We start from the raw sequence: 20,937 nt of genomic DNA, 5'->3' as shown, positions 1-20,937 counted from the left end.
CGTACGGGGCTACCGCGTGCGTCGCGCTGCTACACGGGCGGCCACGGAATCGCGGGCCACTCCCCCGACGGCTCCGGGTGCCGCCCCGAGGTGAGCAGATCGGTGACACGCGCGCGCGTGGCGTCCAGTTCGGCCGGAGTGATGAGCTCGGCAAGGCGCAGGCCCAGCGCCCCGTCGAGGGCCTCCTTGAGCCCTGTGAGGACATCGACGGCCTCAGGGGTGAGCTTCTCCCCCGCCCAGCCCCACAGCAGCGTGCGCAGCTTGTTCTCGGTGTTGAAGGTCACCCCGTGGTCGATGCCGTACAGCCGCCCCTCGGCGGTGGGCAGCAGATGCCCGCCCTTGCGGTCGGCGTTGTTGATCACGGCGTCGAGTACAGCGAGCCTGCGCAGCCGCTCGTCGTCGGCGTGCACGAGCAGCGCCGTACGCCCCTGGCCGACCTCGGCGAACCCGATGGCCTTCCAGCCCTCGCCGGGCTCCTCGCCGTCGACCAGCGCGAGCAGCTCGGCGCCGGGGACCGGCTCGATCCACTGCTGGCACATGCCCTCGCCGTACGGTCCGTCGCGCAGCACGGTGGCAGGGACGAGCCCCCAGCCGGTCGCCTCGGACACCTCGTAGGCGGCGACTTCCCGCTGGGCGAGGGTGCCGTCGGGGAAGTCCCACAGGGGGCGCTCGCCGGCGACCGGCTTGTAGACGCAGGGCTCGGTGCGGTCCTCGTACGTCACATCGCACAGGAGGACCGCATTGGAGGCCTCACGCACCTGGCCGCGCACCGTCAGCTCGCCCTCGGCGAGCAGCTCGGCCGTGCTCACGCCTCGCGGCGGTATCCGTTCTGGCGCGGACATACGTGTCCTTCCGGATCGAGCGGGAGGCTGCACAGCGGGCAGGGCGGCCGTCCCGCGTTGACGACGTCGAGGGCGCGCTTGGCGAAGGCCCTGGCCTGTGCGCCGGTGAGGCGGACCCGGAGCATGGGCGGGCCGTTCTCCTCGTCCTGGAGGAGCCTTTCCTCGGCGGCGGCGAGGTCCTCCTCGGAGTCGGCGTCCAGCTCGACGAGCGCCTGCGCCTCGACGATCATGCGCTGCTCGTCACCGTCCCAGGCCAGCGCCATGGTGCCGACCCGGAACTCCTCCTCCACGGGAGTCTCAAGAGGTTCGGTGTCCGAGACCTCCGTCGGGGCCACCGCCGGGACGGCCGCACTGCCTCCCGTACGTCGTACGACCTCGTCGAGAAGCTCGTCCATCCGCTCGGCGAGCGCCGCCACCTGCGTCTTCTCCAGAGCCACGCTGGTCACCCGGGGCCCGGCGATGGCCTGCAGGAAGAAGGTACGGCGCCCGGGCAGCCCGACCGTACCGGCCACGAAACGGTCCGGTGGGTCGTAGAGGAACACCTGACGGGACACGTCCTGTCTCCATTGGATCGAGTGCTTCTGTCATCGACTGCGTCTGCTGCCGGCAACTGCTGCGCTGCTTCGACCGCTTCACCCTACTGCGGCTGACGATCACGGTGCGCCCGCACTGCCACCGACCGTCGCGTCACCGCCCGGAGGCTCCTCGCGCGGCGCAAGGGAGGCGAAATCACCGGTGTCCCCAAGGCGTACGAGAAACGGCCGCAGTCGTGTGTAGCTGATCGCGGTGATGGAACAGGGTTCTACGGAGATCCGCTGGAAGAGGTCCAGATGAAGCCCCAGTGCGTCTGCGACGAGGGACTTGATGATGTCGCCGTGGGAGCACATGAGGTAGACGGCGTCGGCGCCGTGATCGCGCTCCACGCGCGCGTTCCACTCGCGTACGGCTTCGGCGGCCCGGGTCTGCATCGCCCGCATCGACTCGCCGCCGGGGAACGCCGCGGCGGACGGATGTGTCTGTACGACCTGCATCAGCGGCTCGTCCATCAGCTCGGCGAGCTTGCGGCCCGACCAGTCGCCGTAGTGGCACTCCCCGATGCGCTCATCGGTGTGCGCGTTCAGCTCGGGGCGGGCGTCGAGCAGGGGGCGCAAGGTCTCCTGGCAGCGCTGCAGGGGGCTGGTGACGACCTCGGATATCGGCAGCCCGGCGAGCCGTCCGGGCAGCGCGGCGGCCTGTTCGGCGCCGCGCTCGTCTAGGGCGACGCCGGGCGTCCAGCCGGCGAGCAGACCCGCGGTGTTGGCGGTGGAACGTCCGTGCCGGACAAGGATCAACGTGGGCATGCGCCCCAGCGTAAGCCGCCGCCGGGATGTGCCACGGGTTCGGGGATGTACGGGAGTTCCGCGGGGTCGCTCGTCGGGCTCCACGCGCGCGTGCCCGTACCTGGGTGGCACGCGCGCGTGGATGAGGCGGTTACGCGAACTCGGGTGCCGCCGAAGTCGGTCCGCCCAGGGCGTCGCGGCGCTCCGGCATCTTCAGGGACACCATGCGACGCCAGCCGCCGAGCCGCTCGTACAGGTAGACGGCGTGGATGCCCAGGGCGAGGACGCCGGACTTGGCCTTCGACCAGCCGAGGATGCGCCCCATGTTGGCCATCACGGCGAGGCTGACGTCCCGGTAGATGCGGATCTCGGCGAGCGCGCACTCGCGCAGGGTGCGCTGGATCATCCGGCCGTGGCCCGCCGCCGCGAAGCGCAGCAGTTCCTCGTGGCAGTACGCGAGGTGGTTGTCCTCGTCGTTGGAGATCATCTTGACGGCCCGGCCGAGGTCGGGATGGTCGGCGAAGTGCTTGCGGAGGAGCTCCATCTCCTCAGAGGCACGCTGTTCGGTGACCCTGCTGTGCGCGAGGTAGGTGACGATGTCTTCGACGGTGAGCGCCTGGTCGCCCTTGAGCTTCTCGTGGGCGAGGCCGATGCCGTAGTTCTCCAGGAGCATGGTGTAGTCGGTGGCCGGCGGGACCTCGACGGGTTCGAGGCCGCGCTTCTTCATGAGGGCGTTGAAGATGCGCCCGTGCTTGTCCTCGTCGACGCCATGGCGGGTGATCTTGGGTGCGAGCGCGCGTTCGCTCTCCGGTACGAGAGCCGCGATGCGCGTGTTCTCCCAGCCCCCCTGTGACTCCCCGCTCGCAGCGATGGAACAGAAGAGCTGGAACGACTCGTCGTTGTCGAGGATCTCCTGGAACAGACTCTTGGCCGAAAGCATCAATGCCCCTTCTCTGCAGAACTCCCAGAACTCCGCAAAGAACGAGTCAAATGGGCTGTCAGGGGTGCGGCAACACCTGTGTCGGACAAATCCGCCGAACGATGGACGCCTGAGGCCTCTGCGACGCGTAACCACAGGGGCCGTCGGCGCGTTGTTCCCCGTGACGGCCGTGGCGGGGAAGACCCCCGAGCCCCCACCACGGCCGCGAAAACTCCCCTGACCGATCCGGAGTCACACTCCGGCGATGTCACACTCCGGCCGGTGTCACAGCCCGGCGCGTTCGAGAGCCTCCGTGCCGGCCCGGAGCGAGGCGAGGCGCTCGTCGAGGGTGAAGCCCGCGGGGGACAGAGTCAGGGTGGTGACCCCGGCTTCGGCGTAGGACTTCATCCGGTCCGCGATCCGGTCGACCGAGCCCAGCAGGGTCGTCTTGTCGATCAGCTCGTGCGGTACAGCGGACGCGGCGCCCTGCTTGTCACCGGAGAGGTACTTGTCCTGGATCTCGGCGGCTTCCTTCTCGTAGCCCATGCGCTGGGCGAGCTGGTTGTAGAAGTTCTGCTTGCGGCTGCCCATGCCGCCGACGTACAGCGCGGTGTACGGGCGGAAGGTGTCGGCGAGCGTGGTGACGTCCTTGTCGTCGCCGAGGGCGATCGGCAGCGTCGGGCAGACGTCGAAGCCGTCCATCGTCAGGCCGGCCTTCTCGCGGCCCGCGCGCAGGTGCCGCAGCGCGGTCTCCTCCAGGTGCTCGGCGGAGGGGAAGATCAGCAAGGCGCCGTCGGCGATCTCGCCGGTCTGCTCCAGGTTCTTGGGGCCGATCGCCGCGATGTAGAGCGGGATGTGCTCGCGCTGCGGGTGCACGGTGAGCTTGATGGGCTTGCCCGGGCCGTCCGGCAGCGGCAGCGTCCAGTGCTCGCCCTCGTACGACAGACGCTCGCGGGTCATCGCCTTGCGGATGATCTCGACGTACTCGCGGGTGCGGGCCAGCGGCTTGTCGAACTTGACGCCGTACCAGCCCTCGGAGACCTGCGGGCCGGAGACGCCGAGGCCGAGGCGGAAGCGGCCGCCGGAGAGCGAGTCGAGGGTCGCGGCGGTCATCGCGGTCATCGCGGGCTGCCGGGCCGGGATCTGGAAGATGGCCGAGCCGACGTCGATGCGCTCGGTCTTGGCGGCGACCCAGGTGAGCACGGTGGCGGCGTCCGAGCCGTACGCCTCGGCGGCCCAGCAGACCGCGTAGCCGAGGCGGTCTGCCTCCTGGGCCACGGCGAGATTGTCTGCGTCCATTCCGGCGCCCCAGTAGCCGAGGTTGATCCCGAGCTGCATGGCCGATCCCCTTACTGATCAGTAACGTCCCTTGGTCGGCACCCTAGCGCGCCCTCGGGCCCGGCGGCAGGGAGCACCGGTGGGGGCGGGTCGGGGAACGGGGCCGCAGACGGGTCGGGGGACGGTTTCGCGCTCGGATGATCCTGGTTGTCCACAGGGTCCCCACGCACTGACTTCGGGCCAGTAATCTCAGCCGACATGGAGCAGAGGCATCTCGGCCGTACCGGCCTGCGTGTGTCCCGGATCGGGCTCGGCACCCTCACCTGGGGCCGGGACACCGACGAGCATGACGCCGCGGACCTGTTGAAGGCGTTCTGGGAGGCGGGCGGCACCCTCGTCGACACGGCGGATGTGTACGGCGACGGGGAGGCCGAGTATCTGCTCGGGCAGCTGATGGAGGGGCTGGTGCCGCGCCGGGATCTGGTGATCTCGACGAAGGCCGGGAGCGTGCCGGATCCCGACCGGCGCTTCGACGGTTCGCGCGGGCATCTGCTCTCCGCGCTCGACGCCTCGCTGGCGCGGCTCGGCACGGACTATGTGGACCTCTGGCAGGTCCACGCCTTCGATTCCGGGACGCCACTGGAGGAGACCCTCCAGGCGCTCGACCTCGCCGTCAGCAGCGGTCGCGCCCGCTATGCCGGGGTGTCCAACTTCTGCGGCTGGCAGCTCGCCAAGGCGGCGACCTGGCAGCTGGCGGCGCCCGGGATACGGACCCGGCTGTCCAGTACGCAGATGGAGTACTCCCTGCTGCAACGCGGCGTCGAACGCGAGGTGCTGCCCGCCGCCCTGGACCTGGGCATCGGGCTGCTCCCGTCCTCGCCGCTGGGCAGGGGCGTACTGACGGGCAAGTACCGGTCCGGCATGCCCGCGGACTCCCGCGGCGCGTCGGAGCATCTGGCCCCCTTCGTCGCGCCGTATCTGGACGAGGCGGCGAGCAGCATCGTGGACGCGGTGACGACCGCCGCGGACGGGCTCGCGGTGACACCGCTCCAGGTGGCCCTCGCATGGGTCCGCGACCGGCCCGGCGTCGTCGCTCCCATCATCGGCGCGCGTAACGCACTGCAGCTCACGGCCGCGTTGTCAGTGGAGGCCCTTAGTCTTCCTGACGAGATCTGCCGAGCGCTCGACGACGTGTCAGCGCCGGTACACCGCTACCCCGACCACAACTGGAGCACGCTGTGACCACGGATCCCGCTGCCACGCAGGCCGCTGCCGCGGAGGAAGCCGAGCCGGGGGCGCTGGGCGTCGGCCCGGGGGGCGAGTCGGGTGCGGGGGCCGGGGGGCGCGGGGTGGAGAAGGGGGCTTCGGGCGAGCGGGCGGTGGGCGCCGCCCCCGCTCCGGCTGGGGCCCGGGACGTCGAGGGTAGTACTGCGCCGGAGAGCCCGGCCGGGGAAGGGGAAGCCGCGGCCGGGCGCGGGGGCCCCGAGGGCCGCGTTGCCGCCGAGAGCGCCGCCGGTGAGGGCGAAGCGGCGGCTGAGCGCGGGGACATCGAGGACCGCGCTGGCGCTGGAAGCGCGGGCGATGACGGGGACGCCGCGGGCGACCGAGGCGAGGCTGAGGGCAGCGCTGCCGCCGCCAAAGCGGGTCGTGAGGGTGGCGCCGCGGCCGATCGTGGAGATGCTGACGGCCGCGCCGCGGCCGAGCGCAGCGACGTCGACAGCCGTGCTGGCGCCGCGAGCGCGGGCGGCGTAGCCGCGGCCGACCGTGGAGACGTTGAAGACCGCGCCGCAGCCGGTCGGGGGGATGCTGAAGGTAGCGCTGTCGGCGGAAACGCGGTCGGCGAGGATGGCGCGGCTGTCGGCAGCCAGGCCGCTGAAAGCGGCGCGGCGGCCGACAGCCAGGGCGTCGCGGCCCGCAGTGAGGGCTCCGAGGAGGGGACCTCGGGCGCGGAGGGAGAAGCCGGCGCGGCCAGTGAACTGTCCGAAGCCGAGGCCGAGTTGGCCGCGCAGCGGGAGTTGCGGGAGCGGATCGAGCGGCGGAAGGCCGAGAAGAAGGCCGTCGAGAGCGGGAAGAAGCTGAGCGGGACAGCAGCCGATCTGCTTGCGGCTGTGCGAGCGGTGGAGAGCGGGGAGAAGCCTGGGGGCAGTGTTTTCAGTGAGGCGGAGTCGGCGCCGCGTAGGGGCACGTCCGAGCCGGTGCGGCGGCCAACGCCAGTGACCTCGGCCGCCGCCGCACCGGTGCCGGTCGAGGTCGTCGATGCCGTGCGGGCCGTACTGCTCGAGGGTGGTGCGCCCGAAGCGCTCGCGCCGCAGGTTGCCGCGGCCCTCGGGGAGGGAGCGGACGGTCAACTGCGCGAGGATCCCTGGCAGTTGCTGCGTGTGGCGGGGGTGCGGCCGGAGCAGGCGGACGGGTTCGCGCGGGCGCTGCTCGGCGCGGAGTGCGGGCCCGGCGACGAGCGACGGGGCCGGGCGGTCACCGTATGGCTGCTGGAACAGGCGGCCCTCGTCGGGCACACCGCCCTGGAAGCCCCGGCGCTCAGCACGGCGCTCGCGCAGCGGGCCGTGCCGGATCCGGACGCCGCGGTGCAAAGCGCCATCGCGGAGGGGGACGCGCTGGTGTTCCAGGACGCAGTAGACGAGCCCGGCGCACCCGTGGCGCCCAGCGCGCCCAGGGAGTCCGGTGACGAGGCCGAGGAGGGTGAGCGGGAGCGGCCGGTACGCGTCCTCGTCGGCCTGGAGCGGTACGCGCTCGCGGAGGAGAGCCTCGCCGACGGGCTCGCGCGCGTGGTCAACTCGCTGCCCAAGGAAGACGGTTCGGCCGACGACTGGGAGTCGGCCGCGACTGGTTCCGCCGCCGAACTGATCCGCGCCGTCGCGGGCCACGGCCTCGTGCTCCACACCGGTGGCGAGGCGTCCCGCGCGGAACCCGCGGCCCTGGTCGCCGCGGCCCGGGCGCTGGGGCTGCGGGTGTGCGCGGCCACGCACAGCGTGGACGGACGGCAGCGGTTCGCGACCCTGCTAGCGCGAGCCGAGCAGCGGGAGCCGTCAGCCGAGCCCGAGGAAACCGTGGCCACCGTCGCGGGCCTGCTCTCCGGGGCCGAGGGGCCAGGCCGGGACGCGGACGGGCTGCTGATGACCGACCTGCTGGTCGTCCTCGACGGGCCCCAACTGGACGTGGAGAGCGCGGCGATGCTGGCCGAGTCGCTGCCCGATGGGGCGCGGCTGGTGCTGAGCGGTGACCCCGGCGTCCTGTGGTCGGTGGGGCCCGGGCGGGTCTTCGCCGATCTGCTCGCGGCCCGGGTGTGCCCCCAGGTCGCGTCGCGGACACCGGACCCCGGTCCGATCGGCGAGCTGGTCTCGGGCATCGGCGTGGGCGAGTTGAACCAGGTGGAGGCCCCCGGCAAGGAGGTCGTGATCGTCCCGGTGCGCGACGCCGGCGAGGCGGTGCACCGCACCGTGCAGCTGGTCGCGGACTCGGTGCCGCGGGCGTTCCAGATCCCGGCGGAACAGACGCAGGTGATCACGCCGGGTCATGGCGGCGCGGCGGGCACCCGGGTGCTGAACGCCGCGCTTAAGGATCGGCTCAACCCGGGCCCGGGCCGCTTCGGCGGCTTCGACCCCGGCGACCGGATCGCCTACACGCCCGCTCCGGGCCGTACGGCGCTCGGTCACGTGGTGAAGGCCGACGCCGAGGGACTGCACCTGGAGTGCGACGGCACCCCCGTGGTCGTACCGAAGGAGCGGGTCGAGCAGTCCGTACGCCACGGCTGGGCGCTGACCGCGCACCAGGCGGTCGGCCGGCGCTGGCCCGCCGCGATCGTGGTCCTGCCCGGCGACGCCGCCCAGACCCTGACCAGACCCTGGATCTACACGGCCTTCGGCCGCGCCGAACGCCACCTCTCCGTAGTCCACGGCGTCGAACAGGCCCTCCCCCGCGCGGTGGCGGAAACCCCGGCCAAACCCCGCACCACCCGCCTGCCCACCCTGCTCAAGACCCAGGTCCCAACGGCAGGCTGACCCCGCACGGGTGGTGGCTGCGGCGCTCACAGTGCGCATGACCCGCGCATGCGCACATCACCGTCCGCGGTGCGCTGGGTGGCGTCGGCGGTCTCCGCATGAGCCGCGCACCCGCGCATCACCGTCTGCTGTCCGCTCGGCGGCGTCGGCGGTCTCCGCATGACCCGCGCACGCGTGCGCTTCACCGAAGCGGTGGTGTCGTGCGACTGAGTGAGCGCGATCGCTTCACCGTCCGCGGTGTGCTCGGCGCCGTCGGCAGCCTCCGCACGACCCGCGCACGCGCGCTTCACCGAAGCAGTGGTGTCGTGCGCCCGGGCGAGCGCGACCGCATCACCGTCCACGGTGCGCTCAGCGACGTCGGCGGCCTACGCATGAGCCGCACACGCGCGCTTCACCGAAGCGGTGATGCCCTGCGCCCAGGCGAGCGCGAGCCGCTTCACCCGACGGCCGACGGTTGACCTTGCCGAGGTCGACCCCGACCACCCATGCCGCCGACACCGCACGCGATACCGGCCGGGGACCACCGCCCCGGGCCGACCTGGCGGGGAGGTGGTCTCCCCGGCCGGGCGCCCACGGTCCGCACGGCCGTCGGAACTCCTGCCCGAGCGGCCGAACCGCGCCACGGCTCCCCTCCCAACCCGCACCTCACCCACCAAACACGGATGGCGGCCACAGGCCCAAGCCCGTGACCGCCGCCCCTGCGAAACCCTTCGCGAACCGCTCAGCGATCCGCGTCCAGCGGCTCCAGGTCGTCGTCGTCCAACCCTCCGCGGAGAGCCGGACCGCGGCCGTTCGCGCTGCTGTCGTCGAGGTCATCGACGTCGTCGGGGCCGTCGTCGAGGTCCTCGTCGAAGACCGCGCTGACGTCGAAGCGGCAGACGATCCGCTGGGGATCGGCCCCCTCGAAGGGGGCGTCCAGCCATTCGCCGGGCTCGGCCGGTTCGTCCGCGGCGGTGACCCACAGCGTGGAGTCGCCCTCCTCCAGGCCGAACTCCTTGTGCCGCGAAGCGATTTCGTCCGGCTCGAACTCGCCGAACAGCACACCCAGCGCACCGTGCACGGTGCCGGCCGCTGCGTCGAAGCCCGCGGCCGTCGCCCCCGACTCCTCCACGGCCTCCACCCGCTGGGCCTGCGCCAGCAGCCGCTGCGGCTCCACGACTGCGTAGTCGCGGCGGATCAGCACGCTCAGCGCGTTCGGCTCCTCGGGCCCGGTGTACGGCGGCAGTGCGTCTTCCGTACCGGGGATCTCGAAGGGCGTGACCTCGTCATAGCGCTCGTAGAGGAGCTCGTCGTACTCCTCGGCGGCCGAAGCCAGCTCGTTGAACGCCTCGTAGACGGCCGGGTCGTCCTCCCCCGACCGGCGCTCGACCGCCGCAAGGTGACGGTCGAGCGCAGCCTTGACCGCCTCGGCGGCGGCGCGTACCTCGGCAGCGGTGGGCTGCGCAGCATCAGACATAGTGCAGACGCTATCCGTACCGGGCCTCTGCCCGCACAATAGATGCGATGCCGGAATACGAATTTGTCGACGTCTACGTGCCGCGCGGGGTCTCCCGCAAGGAAACGACGCGTCTGCTGACCGACCATGCGGAGTACGGACACTGGGAGTTGGACCGCCTCAGCCTGCACCCCGACGGCAGCCGCAGGGTGCGGTTGCGCCGGCGGATCATCCGCCAGGTGCGTGCCACGTGGTGACAAGAAGTGGCTGAAACGGAGCGGGCCCCGCGGTCGCGGGGCCCGCTCCGTTTCAGCAGGTGGCCGGCGCCTTCCAGGCTTAGCCACCCGGGTCTTCCAGGCCTGGTTTACGCCGCGGCCCGCGCCTTGCGGTAGAGCACGGCGCCCATCAGCAGCGCGCCCGCGCCCACCGGCAGCGCGAGGCCGATCGGCAGCTCGCTGCCGGTCGCCGCGAGCTGCGCGGAGCCCTTGGGCTGCGCGACGGCCTGGGTGTCCGGGCTGTTCGGCTTCTCGGCACCCACCTGCTCCGTGTCCGCGGACGGCGGCTGCTGCGGAGTGCCCGGCTGCTCCGGGTTGCCGGGGGGCGTCTGCTCTCCGTGGCCGGGAGGCGACGTCTCGTGACCGCCGGAGTTGGCGCAGTCGTTGCCCGCGGCCTCGTTGCCGATACCGGCGACGTTGACACCGTTGCCGCAGACGTTGATGGGCACGTCCACCGGGGCCTGGACATGGTTGCCGGAGCCGATGCCGGAGGAGTCGCTGGTGTGTCCGCCGGCCTGCGAGCCGCCGGAGGAGTTGTTGCCGGAGTTGCCGGAGTTGCCGCCCTCGTTGACGCAGCTGTTGCCGACCGCCGGGTTGAGCAGCCCGACGATGTTCACGGTGTTGCCGCAGACGTTCGCCTGCACATCGATCGGGGCCTCGACGGAGTTCCCCGAGAGCACACCCGAGGAGTCGGAGGCGGAGCCGTCCGAGTCGGCGTGTGCGTAGCCGCCGGTGACGGCCAGGACGCCGGTGGCTGCCGCCACGGTCATCAGGCCCTTGCGGGTGACCTGTCGCATAGCTTTTCCCTGCCTTGTTGCTTCAGGAATGCGCACGCGCCCAGTGCACGTACGCGGAATGCGGAAAGTCGGCGGCCCCGGAGCGCGTGACGCGCACTCCGGGGCCGCGGACTCAGACCCTTATGGGGGTGAGGCCCCTATGGGGTGAAGCGAAACGTCACGCGTTGATGCAGGTGTTGCCGAACGCCGGGTTCAGCAGTCCGACCACAGAGATCGTGTTGCCGCACACGTTCGACTGCACGTTGACCGGCGCCTGAACGACGTTCCCCGAAAGCACGCCGGGCGAGTGCACGGCGGCACCCTGGGCGCCCGAGTCGGCAGCCGCAACTCCCGCACCAGCGAGAACGAGGCCACCGGTGGCAGCCGCAGCGGCGACGACCTTCTTGATCATTATTCCTCCTAGTTGGCAATGCGACCCTGGTCACGGGTCGCACCACCTGTAACGAGGAGGGAGTAATAGGGCTACGAGCCTATGAGCGCATTCACCCTTCTCAGTCAACTCCGCACGCGCTGGCGATTATTGGAGTGTCGTTTCAGCGTTGTAATTACAGACGTACCGAAGGACACGCCTAGTTGGGGAACCTCGTTCAGGAACCCTTGATGAATCGTCAGGACGCCTCGATGAATCGGTCGAGTACCCGCACGCCGAACTTCAGGGCATCCACCGGCACCCTCTCGTCGACACCGTGGAACATGCCCGCGAAGTCCAGCTCCGGCGGCAGCTTCAGCGGGGCGAAGCCGAAGCAGCGGATGCCGAGATCGTCGAAGGACTTGGCGTCGGTGCCCGCCGAGAGCATGTACGGCACGGCGCGCGCGATCGGGTCCTCGGCGGACAGCGCGGTCTGCATGGCGTCGACGATGGCCCCGTCGAAGGTGGTCTCCAGCGCCTTGTCGGCGTGCACGTCCTCCCGCTTCACGTTCGGGCCGAGGATCCGGTCCAGGTCGGCGAGGAACTCCTCTTCGTAGCCCGGCAGATAGCGGGCGTCGACGTGCGCGGTGGCCTGGCCCGGAATCACGTTCACCTTGTAACCGGCGCCCAGCTGGGTCGGGTTGGCGGTGTTCTGCAGCGAGGCGCCGATGAGCTTGGCGATGCCGCCGAGCTTGGCGAGCGTCTCGTCCATGTTCTCCGGGTCGAGCTCGGTGCCGAGGGCGTCGCCCAGCTCGTCGAGGAAGTGCCGCAGTGTCTTCGTCACGCGCACCGGGAACTTGTGCCGGCCGAGCCGCCCGACGGCTTCGGAGAGTTCGGTGATGGCGTTGTCCCGGTGGATCATCGAACCGTGTCCGGCGGTGCCGTCCACGGTCAGCTTCATCCAGTGCATGCCCTTCTGGGCGGTCTCGACGAGATACAGCCGCAGCTTCTCGTTGACGGTGAAGGAGAATCCGCCGACCTCGCCGATCCCCTCGGTCACGCCCTCGAAGAGGTCCGGGTGCTTGTGGACGAGATGCTTCGCGCCGAACTTGCCGCCGGCCTCCTCGTCGGCCAGGAAGGCCAGCACGAGGTCACGGGGCGGCTTGCGTCCGCTGCGCATCCGTTCGCGTACGACCGCGAGGGTCATCGCGTCCATGTCCTTCATGTCGACGGCCCCCCGGCCCCACACACAGCCGTCCGCGATCTCGCCGGAGAACGGATGGTGGGTCCAGTCCGAGGCGTTGGCGGGTACGACGTCGGTGTGGCCGTGGATGAGCAGCCCGGGCCGCGACCGGTCCTCCCCCTCGATCCGTACGACCGTGGAGGCGCGGCCCTTGTGCGACTCGAAGATCTGCGGTTCGAGCCCCACCTCGGCGAGCTTCTCGGCGACGTACTCGGCGGCCCTGCGCTCACCCGGGCCCGAGTGATCGCCGTAATTGCTGGTGTCGATCTGGATCAGCTCGCGGCAGAGGTCGACGACCTCGTCCTCACCGGTGATGCTCCTGGCCGTATCCGACTCACTCACGCTGCTGCCTCCCGGGGTCACTGCTGCCTCTCCCCCTCATCCTCCCTCTCCGTCCCGCCCGCCCCAAGGCCGGATCCGGGCTGTCACACGGGGTTCACACACCGTGGGCCTGTGATCGGGAGCCTTCGGAAGCCTGGTAATGTTTCTTCTGTCGCCGCGGGGCCATCCCCGCACGACCTACACCTTGTCCGGGTGGCGGAATGGCAGACGCGCTAGCTTGAGGTGCTAGTGCCCTTTATCGGGCGTGGGGGTTCAAGTCCCCCCTCGGACACTCGCCAGAGCGATACGCAAACGAGGACCTCGACCTTATGGTCGCGGTCCTCGTTTGCGTGTGCTTGCCCGGCATGACGGCGAGATGTCAGCGGGCGGCTGCGGCGCCGTCGGTCACACGGACTCGACGTCGGTGGTCGCGATCTTCGCGTAGACCTCCGGGCGCTTGCGGCGGATCCGCGTGGCGAGGATCGCGCCGATCGCGAAGACGACCGGAGTGAGTGCGACGAGCGTCCAGTTGACGGAGGCCGGGGCGCTGGTGAAGAGACTGAGGCGGGTGCAGACCAGTCCGGTGATCACGGCCAGGAGGAGTGCGGCGGTCGCGGGTGCGGCGACCGTGCGCAGGCGTCCTGCCCCGCCGGCGCCGGGGTTGCGGCGGAAGAAGGCGACCACGGCGCAGGCCGCGAGCGTCTGCAGCACGAGGATGCCGACCACTCCGGGGGTGTTCACCCACAGCAGGAACTCGTTGTACGGGTGCACGCCGATCGCGGCGAAGACGCCGGTGACGACGACCGCCAGTACGGTCTGCGCGATGCCGGAGACCCAGGGCGAGCCGTGCTTGGGGTGGATGCGGCCCAGGGGGGCGGGGGCGGCGCCCTCGACGGAAAGTGCGTACCCGTAGCGGGTGATGGCGTTGTGGAAGGCGAGCAGGGAGGCCAGGAGACTGCTGACGATCAGGACGCGCTGGAGGTCGGTGGCCCAGTCGCCCACGTAGCGGGTCATGGCGGTGAAGAACATCTCGGCGGGGTTCTGTGCCGCGGTCCCGACAGCTTTGTCGTCGCCGAAGGCCTGGATGATGACCCAGACGATGAAGGTGTAGAAGAGGCCGAGGAAGCCGACGGCCAGGTAGGTGGCGCGGGGCACGGTGCGGTCGGGGTCGCGGGCCTCCTCGCGGTAGAGGACGGTGGACTCGAAGCCGACGAAGGCGGCGATGGCGAGGCCGAGCGGTGCGCTCATCTCCGAGGTGAAGACGTTGGAGGGGGCGAAGGAGGCCAGGCTCAGGCCGTCCGCACCGCCCTGCACGAGGATCGCACCGGCCAGCAGCACCAGGATGGCGGTCTCCGCGATCAGCAGGGTGGCGAGGACCTTGGCGCCCACGCGGATCGACCGGAAGCCGAGGAACCACACCGCGGCGATCCCGGCGAAGGCGTAGACCGGCCAGGGCAAGTCGATGCCCAGGAGGTCGTTCGCGGTGCCGGCGGCGAAGAAGCCGAAGGCGCCGTAGGTGCCGATCTGCAGGGCGTTGTAGGAGAACACCGCCAGCAGCGCCGCTCCCAGTCCGGCGGGGCGGCCCAGGCCGCGGGCGATGTACGAGTAGAAGGCGCCCGCGTTGCGGATGTGCGGCGTCATGGCGGTGAAACCGACCGCGAACAGGCACAGCACGATGCCGACGGCCAGATAGGCGACCGGGGCGCCGATGCCGCCGAAGAGGATGGCGAGCGGGGCGATGCCGGCCATCACGGTGAGCGGGGCGGCGGCCGCCATGACGAAGAAGACGATGTCGGTGACGCCGAGCGTGGCCCGCTGCAGGTGGCCGGTCGGCTCCGGCCCGGGGGTTGTCGGTGGCTGTTGGGGAGCGGTGGAGGTGTGGGGCTCGGTCATGGAGGTCTCCGCGTGATGCGTGAGGGTCGACGGGTGGGTTACTGACCTGGTGCGCGGCCCCAGCCGTGACGGCGCCTTTCGGCTACCGTCCTGCGGCAGGAACCGGCGTGGGGACGTGGGAGCCGTACGTGCGCCGGCCGGCGAGCCAGGTGCCCAGGACGGGCAGGTCCGCCAGCTCGCGTGGCGCGGTCTCGACCGGGTCGGCGGCGAGATGCACCAGGTCGGCCCACATACCGGGGCGCAGGACGCCCCACTTGTTCTCCTCGTACGCCTGGTAGGCGCATCCGGCGGAGTAGGCGGCCAGGGCGGTTTCGGTGTCGATCCGCTCCTGGGGGAGCCAGCCGCCGTCGGGGATTCCCTCGGGCGTCTGGCGGGTCACGGCGGTGGCGATGCCCCGCAGTGGTTCGTGATCGGTGACCGGCCAGTCGCTGCCGAAGGCGATGCGGGCGCCGGAGGCGAGCAGGGCGGCGATCTGGTATTGCCGTGCGCCGCGTTCCGGGCCGATCTTCGGCAGGATGAGTTCGGTCATCAGCCGGTCGGGCTGGGCCCACAGCGGCTGGAGATTGGCGATCACCCCGAATTCGGCGAAGCGGGGGAGGTCGGCCGGGTCGATCATCTGGGCGTGGGCGATGACCGGGCGGCGGTCGCGGGGGCCGTTGGTGCGGGCCGCGGCCTCGATCGCGTCCAGGGCGACCCGGACGGCGCCGTCGCCGAGCGCGTGGATGTGCGGCTGGAAGCCGAGGGCGTCGACCGCGGTGACGGCTTTCGCCAGTTCCGCCGGGGTCCAGTTGGCGATGCCGTGGGAGTGCGGGCAGTCGCTGTACGGCTCGAGGAGAGCCGCCGTGCCGGATTCGATGACCCCGTCCGCGAAGAACTTCACGGTGTGCGCGGTGAGCAGCCCGGGGGCGGCGCCCTCCACACGTTCACGTTCGGCAGCGATCCGGAGGATGTTCTCGCGCCAGTGCTCGGGCCCCAGGAAGTAGCCGAGGTCGGCACGGACGGGAAGCCCCGGGCCACTGGTCGCCGCGGTGATCCAGACGTCGGCGTGGTGGGGTTCGACCCAGGCGTCCTGCATCCATGTCACGCCGGAGGCGGCGAACCGGGCGGCGGTCTCCCGCAGGGCCTCCACCTGCACTTCGTGGGACGGCTGGGGTACGAGGTCGAGTACGGGCAGCATGGCGGGGAACTCCCGCAGGGTGCCCAGCGCTTCGGTGGAGCCTTCCCGGCGCACGATCTCCCCGCCGTCGGGGTCGGGCGTGGCGGCGGTGAACCCGGCCCGGCGCAGGGCCTCGGTGTTCACCCACGCCGTGTGGTGGTCCATCGTGCGCAGCGCCACAGGCCGGTCCGGGACGGCCGCGTCCAGCAGGCGGGCGTCGAACCTGCCGCCGGGGGCGAGCCAGGCGTCGAAGCCGTCGCCGGTGATCCACTCGGCCTCGGGGTGCGCGTCGGCCCAGTGCCGTACGGCCTCGACGATCGCCTCCATGGAGGTGCACTCGCGGACGGGTACTCCGAGCAGGCCCAGACCGCCCATTACCGGGTGCACGTGTCCGTCGCCGAACGCGGGCAGCAGCGCGCCTCCTCGTAGATCGACCACTTCGGTGTCGCTGCCCCGGGCGGCGAGCGCCTCCGGCCCGAGCGCGCTGATCCTGCCGCCCGTGACGGCGAGTGCGTCGACCACCAGGCTTTGGGCGTCCCCGGTCCTGACGGTCCCTTCGGTGAACACGATGTCGGCCTGCATGGTGGCGACGCCCTCCCGTCGTACGGCGAAAACCGAAACTGATTCGGTTTCGGTAATGTAGGGCTCACGCGAACCGCCGGGAAGAGTTTTACTGAAAGTCGTTCGGTAAACTTCCGGTGACATCGGGCGGGCGACCGTGCCGCCTGCGTATCGGTGAGACATACGAAGAGGAGCCCTCGTGCCCAGGCCGCGCACCCCTCTGCTGGACCGCCGACGCATCGGCGCGGCAGCGCTGAGAATCGCCGACGACCAGGGGGCCCTGACCATTCCCGCCCTGGCCAGGGAGCTCGGCGTCGCCCCGTCCGCGCTCTACCACCATGTGTCCGGCCGGGGCGAGATCATCTCGCTCATGCGGGAAGAGCTGGCCCTGGAGACCGACCCCGACGACTGGGACGCGTCACAGCCCTGGGAGCAGGCCCTCGAGGAATGGGCCCGCTCCTACCGCAAGGCCTTCGCCGCGCACCCCGGGGCCGTACCTCTGCTCGCCACCGCCCCGCTCGCCGAACCCTTCATGCACGCGATGTACGAGAAGGTCGCCGAACTCCTGCTGACCGCCGGCTTCAGCGCCAGCCAGGTCATGCCCCTGATCAACGCGCTGGAGAGCTTCGTCCTCGGCTCCGCCCTCGATCTCGTGGCCCCGCCGGTGATGGTCTCCGACGTGACCCGCGAAACCGCCCCGCACCTCACCGCCGTACTCGACGACACCCCCACCGACCACCGCCGCGCCGAACTCGCCTTCGACATCGGTCTCGGCGCCCTGATCACCGGCTTCCGGGCGCTCCTTCCCGGGTGACCAGGCTGGCACCGCCACACAAGCCCACGACCCGAGGAACCGTCATGACCGCCTCGTTCCACGTCCTGACCACCGGCTACGCCGACACACGGGTGGCCGGCACCGTCTCCCTGCTCGTCGACGGCGAGACCGTCGTGATCGTCGATCCCGGCATGGTCGCGGACCGCCGGCTCATCCTGGACCCGCTGGCTCCGCACGGACTCGCCCCCGAGGACGTCACCGACGTGGTCTTCAGCCACCACCACCCGGACCACACGCTGAACGCCGCCCTGTTTCCCGAAGCCCGCTTCCACGACCACATGGCCATCTACCAGGACGACGTCTGGGAGGACCGGAACGCCGACGGATACCGCCTCTCCCCGTCGATCACACTCATGACGACTCCCGGCCACACTGCCGAGGACGTCAGCACCCTGGCGACGACTGACGAGGGCCTGGTGGTCCTGACCCATCTGTGGTGGACAGCCGAGGGACCGGCCGACGACCCCTTCGCGCCCGACCGCGATCAACTGCGGGCGGCCAGGGAGAAGGTCCTGGCTCTCGGCCCGGCCCTGATCGTGCCGGGGCACGGTGCACCCTTCGTGCCGTCGGCGTCGACGCCCCTCTAGCCCGGCCTGTCCCGTAATAGGCCGCGGCAGGAACGTAGTCGGGATCAGTGCCGGGCGAACTGAACCCCGGTCCGTTGCGCGACGTCCGGCCGTATCGCGATCCCGCTGATGGTCAGCCGTTCTCCGTAGATGTCCGTGACTCTGATCGAGCCGCCGCAGCCGCTGCCGTTCTCGGAGAGGAAGTAGTTGTATTCGGTACGGGGCAACTGCCGCCAGCCGTCGCCGGCCCGGACCTCCAGGCGCGCCACCGGGTTGCGGTGGCCGATCGCCTGGATGCCGCACCAATAACGGCTGGACCCGTCCTTGTATCTGATGGAGATCGTGTCGGACGTGCTGGGACTCAGCAGTTGCCAGGTGATCGGTATCCGGCCGACCTTGAGATCGGCGAGTTTGGCGAAGGCCTGCTGACTGAGGTCGAGTTGCCCGGGTGCGCAGGGCAGGGGGCATACGTTGGTGATCCGTACCGTGATCGACTTGCCGTTGGCCGCGCGGACGAGCACGTGCGCGCCGCACGCCCTGGACGTCTCGTAGTCCGTGGCGTTCATGGCCGCGATCATGAGGTCGGGACTCGGGCCGAACAGGCAGGCGCCGTTTCCGTCGGCGGCCTCGTAGGCGGTGGCGACCCCGGTGTAGGGGGTGTTGGGCTGAATCCGCCCTGCCAGCGATGGCGTGTTGGGCGCCGCTCGCGGGGGCCGTTTCGGGGTGGCTTTGGCCGAAGGGCGTGCTGGACGGGTCTTCGCAGCGGCCGTCGGCGTCGGGCTGCCGGTCGCAGTCGGCTTCGCCGACGCGCTCGGGGTGCCCGTCGTGGTGGTGGCTCTCTCCTGGGCGGTGGCTCTGGGTGTGGCCGCGGCGTGCCCTGCCTCCGCCTCGCGGTCGGGGAGCGACCACCCCATGGCCAGGTAGGCGAGAACGGCCGCGGCGGTCACCCCCACCAAGGTGGTGCCCAGCGCAAGCCTGCGTCGTTGCCTGCGCTGACGCGCGTCCTGTCTCGCTGTGTTCATGCCTGTCCGTTCCGAGGATCGAGCCGGTGGTGCACTCCTCAGTGGCCGCAGAGAGCGAAAAGGTTGCCGTCGATTTCTCACTGGTTCCTACGGAGTTCTCACTGGGCCTACGGAGCTCCGCGGCAGCCGTATCCGGACGGCCTGTCAGGGCCACTCCCGGTGAACCGTCCTGTGGCGCGACTGCAACTTTCGGACGACCGGAACCCGCCCTGTCGGCGGGGGTTGTCTCACCGGTCGGCGGAGTGAATGCCTCAACGCGCCGCGCTGGGATGGAGGTGCTGGTCAGGACTAACGAGGAGTAGGCGCATGAGCAAAGTGAGGCCCAGAGCCGTGACAGCGCTGGCGATCGCCGTGGCGACCGTCTCCGGCACCGTGACGGCGGCCGGGGCCGCCGACACCGGGAGGATACGGGCGGACCTTCGTGCCGATGTGAACCGTGACGGTGCGGTCGATGTCTCCGGTGGTTCCGATGTCGCGGGCAAGACGACGTGGAGCAGCGGACGGGGCGCGATCTTCCTGCCGAACATCGGTGACAAGCAGCGGCGTTGCAAGACGAGGACGCCGGACGGCCGCTGGCTGTCCAATGCCCGGCTCGAGGCCTGCAACGACGCCCAGGGCAATGTCGTACGGGCGCCCGAGTACCTGGCGCCGCTGCGCACGGTCCCGGTCGACAACGTCTCGGACGCCGCCACCGGTGGCCTCCAGCTGGTCGGCGCGGGCAAGTCCAAGGTGCGGCTGTTCCTCAAGCGCGGCGACACCTGGACCTACGTCACCCCCGGCACCCGCGTCACCGCCGCCGAACTGCGCGCCGGACTCCAACTCGGCCTGGATGGGCGGGACGTGATCCGGGAGGACTGGGACGGCCGGATCACCGTCAAGTTCACCGTGACCGACGGCGACCGCACCTCCACGGACGAGGTGATGCTTCGCGCCGCCCCGGTCCTGACACAGCATCACCTGCAGCGCGCCGAGCAGGCGTTGGTCGTGGACGGAAACCGCAATGACCCCAACCAGCGGAAGTTCGCCCGAGAGTTCGCCAAGGAAGCGCGCAAGGCCGGTATCACCAAGCCGACGTACAAGTTCAAGGACGGCTCGGACATCTGGGCACAGGACTTCATCGAGCCCGGATACGTCAGCATGCCCGGCCCAGGCGGCAAGCCGCGCGTTCTGCGGGTGATGATGCGGTCGGCGCAGATGGACCGCCCGGCCGGCAAGCAGGTCTTCGAGCTGCGCGGCCCCGGTGTCGGCGTCGCACAGGTCAACAAGGGGAAGTACGACCAGATCAACTCCACCGGCAACCTGGAGACCATCCCGCCGTACGCCCACAACGGCAAGTCGTACCCGGCGGGCCGGATCATCACCGGCCGGCACGGCTCCCGGCTGCCCGCGCACACGGCGTTCCTCGAGGCCCAGCAGGCCCAGGATCCGCTGGTGCTCGACACCGGCTGGCTCGGCATCGGTCACGTGGACGAGTTCGTGCAGTTCCTGCCCGCCGACACCCCGCGCGGCTGGAAGATCGGCATCGCCGACCCGGAGGGCACGCTCGCCCTGCTGCGCAAGGCGCAGCGCGACGGGCACGGCCGCACAAAGGTGTTCTCCATTCCGCGCTCCTACGCCGACGGCCGCATCCCCACGATCGACCAGGCCCTGTCCGACAGGAAGCTGCTCAAGGACAACGCCTACGCCGCCCGGAAGATCAAGGAGAACCTGGCACTGCTGAAGCGCGAGACCGGCGTCACGGACGCCGAGATCGTGAAGATCCCCGCGATGTTCGAGCGCTTCGGCTTCCCCGGACAGGACGAGCCGTCGGACGGTGCCCCCACGCTCGGCGCCTACTACCCCGGAGCCATCAACGGGGTCGTACTCGCCCCCCATAAGTACCTCGCCCCCAAGCAGTGGGGCCCGGTCGTGGGCGGCAAGGACATCATCGCCGAGGCGGTGACCAAGGCGTACGCCAAGGTCGGCACCCGGGTGCGCTACCTGGACGACTGGCGCACCCACCACGTCGGCGGCGGCGAGGTGCACTGCGGCACCAACACGATCCGCGCCGCCGGCACCGCTTGGTGGAGCTCCCCCAAGTAGGCCCGGACCGCAATCCCCCTTACCTATT

The 20,937-nt window shown here is 70.7% G+C and carries 19 protein-coding genes and 1 tRNA gene; 7 read left to right on the top strand and 13 right to left on the bottom strand.

Annotation, left to right across the window (positions count from 1 at the left end; genetic code table 11):
- Positions 1 to 29: 29 nt before the first annotated feature.
- The 5 genes from ACQEVY_RS37910 to ACQEVY_RS37890 all read right to left on the bottom strand — a co-directional run bounded on the left by ACQEVY_RS37910 (position 30) and on the right by ACQEVY_RS37890 (position 4,418).
- Positions 30 to 842, bottom strand: coding sequence for an SCO1664 family protein (locus ACQEVY_RS37910; RefSeq protein ID WP_432954190.1), 813 nt, complete (start codon positions 840 to 842; stop codon positions 30 to 32).
- Positions 806 to 1,396: a DUF3090 domain-containing protein gene (locus tag ACQEVY_RS37905; protein ID WP_328772763.1), complete on the bottom strand. Its 591-nt coding sequence runs from the start codon at positions 1,394 to 1,396 to the stop codon at positions 806 to 808. Before ACQEVY_RS37905 ends, ACQEVY_RS37910 begins: the two co-directional genes overlap by 37 nt.
- 99 nt (positions 1,397 to 1,495) lie before the next feature.
- Positions 1,496 to 2,182 carry a histidine phosphatase family protein gene (locus tag ACQEVY_RS37900; RefSeq protein ID WP_432954188.1) on the bottom strand — a complete coding sequence of 229 codons (687 nt, stop codon included), beginning with the start codon at positions 2,180 to 2,182 and terminating at the stop codon, positions 1,496 to 1,498.
- Between the two features lie 130 nt (positions 2,183 to 2,312).
- Complete coding sequence (locus tag ACQEVY_RS37895) at positions 2,313 to 3,101, bottom strand: ferritin-like domain-containing protein (RefSeq protein WP_432954186.1); 789 nt, start codon at positions 3,099 to 3,101, stop codon at positions 2,313 to 2,315.
- Positions 3,102 to 3,365: 264 nt separating this feature from the next.
- Entirely contained in the window at positions 3,366 to 4,418 is a 1,053-nt protein-coding gene (locus tag ACQEVY_RS37890; RefSeq protein ID WP_432954184.1) for an LLM class F420-dependent oxidoreductase, read from the bottom strand.
- Positions 4,419 to 4,616: 198 nt separating this feature from the next.
- Here ACQEVY_RS37890 and ACQEVY_RS37885 point away from each other — a divergent pair, with 198 nt between their 5' ends.
- The gene (locus tag ACQEVY_RS37885) at positions 4,617 to 5,600 is read left to right on the top strand and encodes an aldo/keto reductase (RefSeq protein WP_432954182.1); all 984 of its coding nucleotides are present in this window, start codon (positions 4,617 to 4,619) and stop codon (positions 5,598 to 5,600) included.
- Between the two features lie 305 nt (positions 5,601 to 5,905).
- Positions 5,906 to 8,374: a helix-hairpin-helix domain-containing protein gene (locus tag ACQEVY_RS37880; protein WP_432955618.1), complete on the top strand. Its 2,469-nt coding sequence runs from the start codon at positions 5,906 to 5,908 to the stop codon at positions 8,372 to 8,374.
- Between the two features lie 26 nt (positions 8,375 to 8,400).
- On the opposite strand, the gene ACQEVY_RS37875 is transcribed toward ACQEVY_RS37880, so the two are convergent.
- Both ACQEVY_RS37875 and ACQEVY_RS37870 read right to left on the bottom strand, forming a co-directional pair.
- Positions 8,401 to 8,715 carry a hypothetical protein gene (locus tag ACQEVY_RS37875; protein ID WP_432954180.1) on the bottom strand — a complete coding sequence of 105 codons (315 nt, stop codon included), beginning with the start codon at positions 8,713 to 8,715 and terminating at the stop codon, positions 8,401 to 8,403.
- A gap of 380 nt (positions 8,716 to 9,095) precedes the next feature.
- Positions 9,096 to 9,830: a hypothetical protein gene (locus tag ACQEVY_RS37870; protein ID WP_432954178.1), complete on the bottom strand. Its 735-nt coding sequence runs from the start codon at positions 9,828 to 9,830 to the stop codon at positions 9,096 to 9,098.
- A 47-nt stretch (positions 9,831 to 9,877) separates the two neighbouring features.
- On the opposite strand from ACQEVY_RS37870, the gene ACQEVY_RS37865 reads away from it, so the two are divergent.
- On the top strand, positions 9,878 to 10,066 hold the full coding sequence (locus ACQEVY_RS37865) for a DUF5703 family protein (RefSeq protein WP_033323315.1): 189 nt from the start codon (positions 9,878 to 9,880) through the stop codon (positions 10,064 to 10,066).
- Between the two features lie 107 nt (positions 10,067 to 10,173).
- Here ACQEVY_RS37865 and ACQEVY_RS37860 read toward each other — a convergent pair whose 3' ends face one another.
- The 3 genes from ACQEVY_RS37860 to ACQEVY_RS37850 form a co-directional block, all read right to left on the bottom strand.
- Complete coding sequence (locus tag ACQEVY_RS37860) at positions 10,174 to 10,881, bottom strand: chaplin family protein (protein WP_432954176.1); 708 nt, start codon at positions 10,879 to 10,881, stop codon at positions 10,174 to 10,176.
- A 157-nt stretch (positions 10,882 to 11,038) separates the two neighbouring features.
- Complete coding sequence (gene chpH / locus ACQEVY_RS37855; RefSeq protein WP_328772755.1) at positions 11,039 to 11,272, bottom strand: chaplin ChpH; 234 nt, start codon at positions 11,270 to 11,272, stop codon at positions 11,039 to 11,041.
- A gap of 217 nt (positions 11,273 to 11,489) precedes the next feature.
- Positions 11,490 to 12,815: a M20/M25/M40 family metallo-hydrolase gene (locus ACQEVY_RS37850; protein WP_432954174.1), complete on the bottom strand. Its 1,326-nt coding sequence runs from the start codon at positions 12,813 to 12,815 to the stop codon at positions 11,490 to 11,492.
- A 186-nt stretch (positions 12,816 to 13,001) separates the two neighbouring features.
- Here ACQEVY_RS37850 and ACQEVY_RS37845 point away from each other — a divergent pair.
- Positions 13,002 to 13,086 (top strand) — tRNA-Leu (locus ACQEVY_RS37845).
- A 113-nt stretch (positions 13,087 to 13,199) separates the two neighbouring features.
- Here the strand turns inward: ACQEVY_RS37845 and ACQEVY_RS37840 are convergent.
- Both ACQEVY_RS37840 and ACQEVY_RS37835 read right to left on the bottom strand, forming a co-directional pair.
- Positions 13,200 to 14,687 carry an APC family permease gene (locus ACQEVY_RS37840; RefSeq protein ID WP_432954172.1) on the bottom strand — a complete coding sequence of 496 codons (1,488 nt, stop codon included), beginning with the start codon at positions 14,685 to 14,687 and terminating at the stop codon, positions 13,200 to 13,202.
- Positions 14,688 to 14,769: 82 nt separating this feature from the next.
- A complete protein-coding gene (locus ACQEVY_RS37835; protein WP_432954171.1) occupies positions 14,770 to 16,425 on the bottom strand; it encodes an amidohydrolase in 1,656 nt (551 codons plus the stop codon).
- A 178-nt stretch (positions 16,426 to 16,603) separates the two neighbouring features.
- Here ACQEVY_RS37835 and ACQEVY_RS37830 point away from each other — a divergent pair, with 178 nt between their 5' ends.
- Positions 16,604 to 17,218, top strand: coding sequence for a TetR/AcrR family transcriptional regulator C-terminal domain-containing protein (locus ACQEVY_RS37830; protein ID WP_432954169.1), 615 nt, complete (start codon positions 16,604 to 16,606; stop codon positions 17,216 to 17,218).
- 44 nt (positions 17,219 to 17,262) lie between these two features.
- Positions 17,263 to 17,826, top strand: coding sequence for an MBL fold metallo-hydrolase (locus ACQEVY_RS37825; protein ID WP_432954167.1), 564 nt, complete (start codon positions 17,263 to 17,265; stop codon positions 17,824 to 17,826).
- A 44-nt stretch (positions 17,827 to 17,870) separates the two neighbouring features.
- On the opposite strand, the gene ACQEVY_RS37820 is transcribed toward ACQEVY_RS37825, so the two are convergent.
- The gene (locus tag ACQEVY_RS37820; RefSeq protein ID WP_432954165.1) at positions 17,871 to 18,827 is read right to left on the bottom strand and encodes an expansin EXLX1 family cellulose-binding protein; all 957 of its coding nucleotides are present in this window, start codon (positions 18,825 to 18,827) and stop codon (positions 17,871 to 17,873) included.
- Between the two features lie 306 nt (positions 18,828 to 19,133).
- On the opposite strand from ACQEVY_RS37820, the gene ACQEVY_RS37815 reads away from it, so the two are divergent.
- Positions 19,134 to 20,909, top strand: a complete 1,776-nt coding sequence (locus ACQEVY_RS37815; protein WP_432954163.1) for a protein-arginine deiminase domain-containing protein — start codon at positions 19,134 to 19,136, stop codon at positions 20,907 to 20,909.
- Positions 20,910 to 20,937: the final 28 nt, after the last annotated feature.

Origin of the sequence: Streptomyces sp. CA-288835 (assembly GCF_050936385.1) — a bacterium.
Taxonomy (GTDB): domain Bacteria; phylum Actinomycetota; class Actinomycetes; order Streptomycetales; family Streptomycetaceae; genus Streptomyces.
This window is presented reverse-complemented; position numbering and strand designations above follow the sequence as displayed.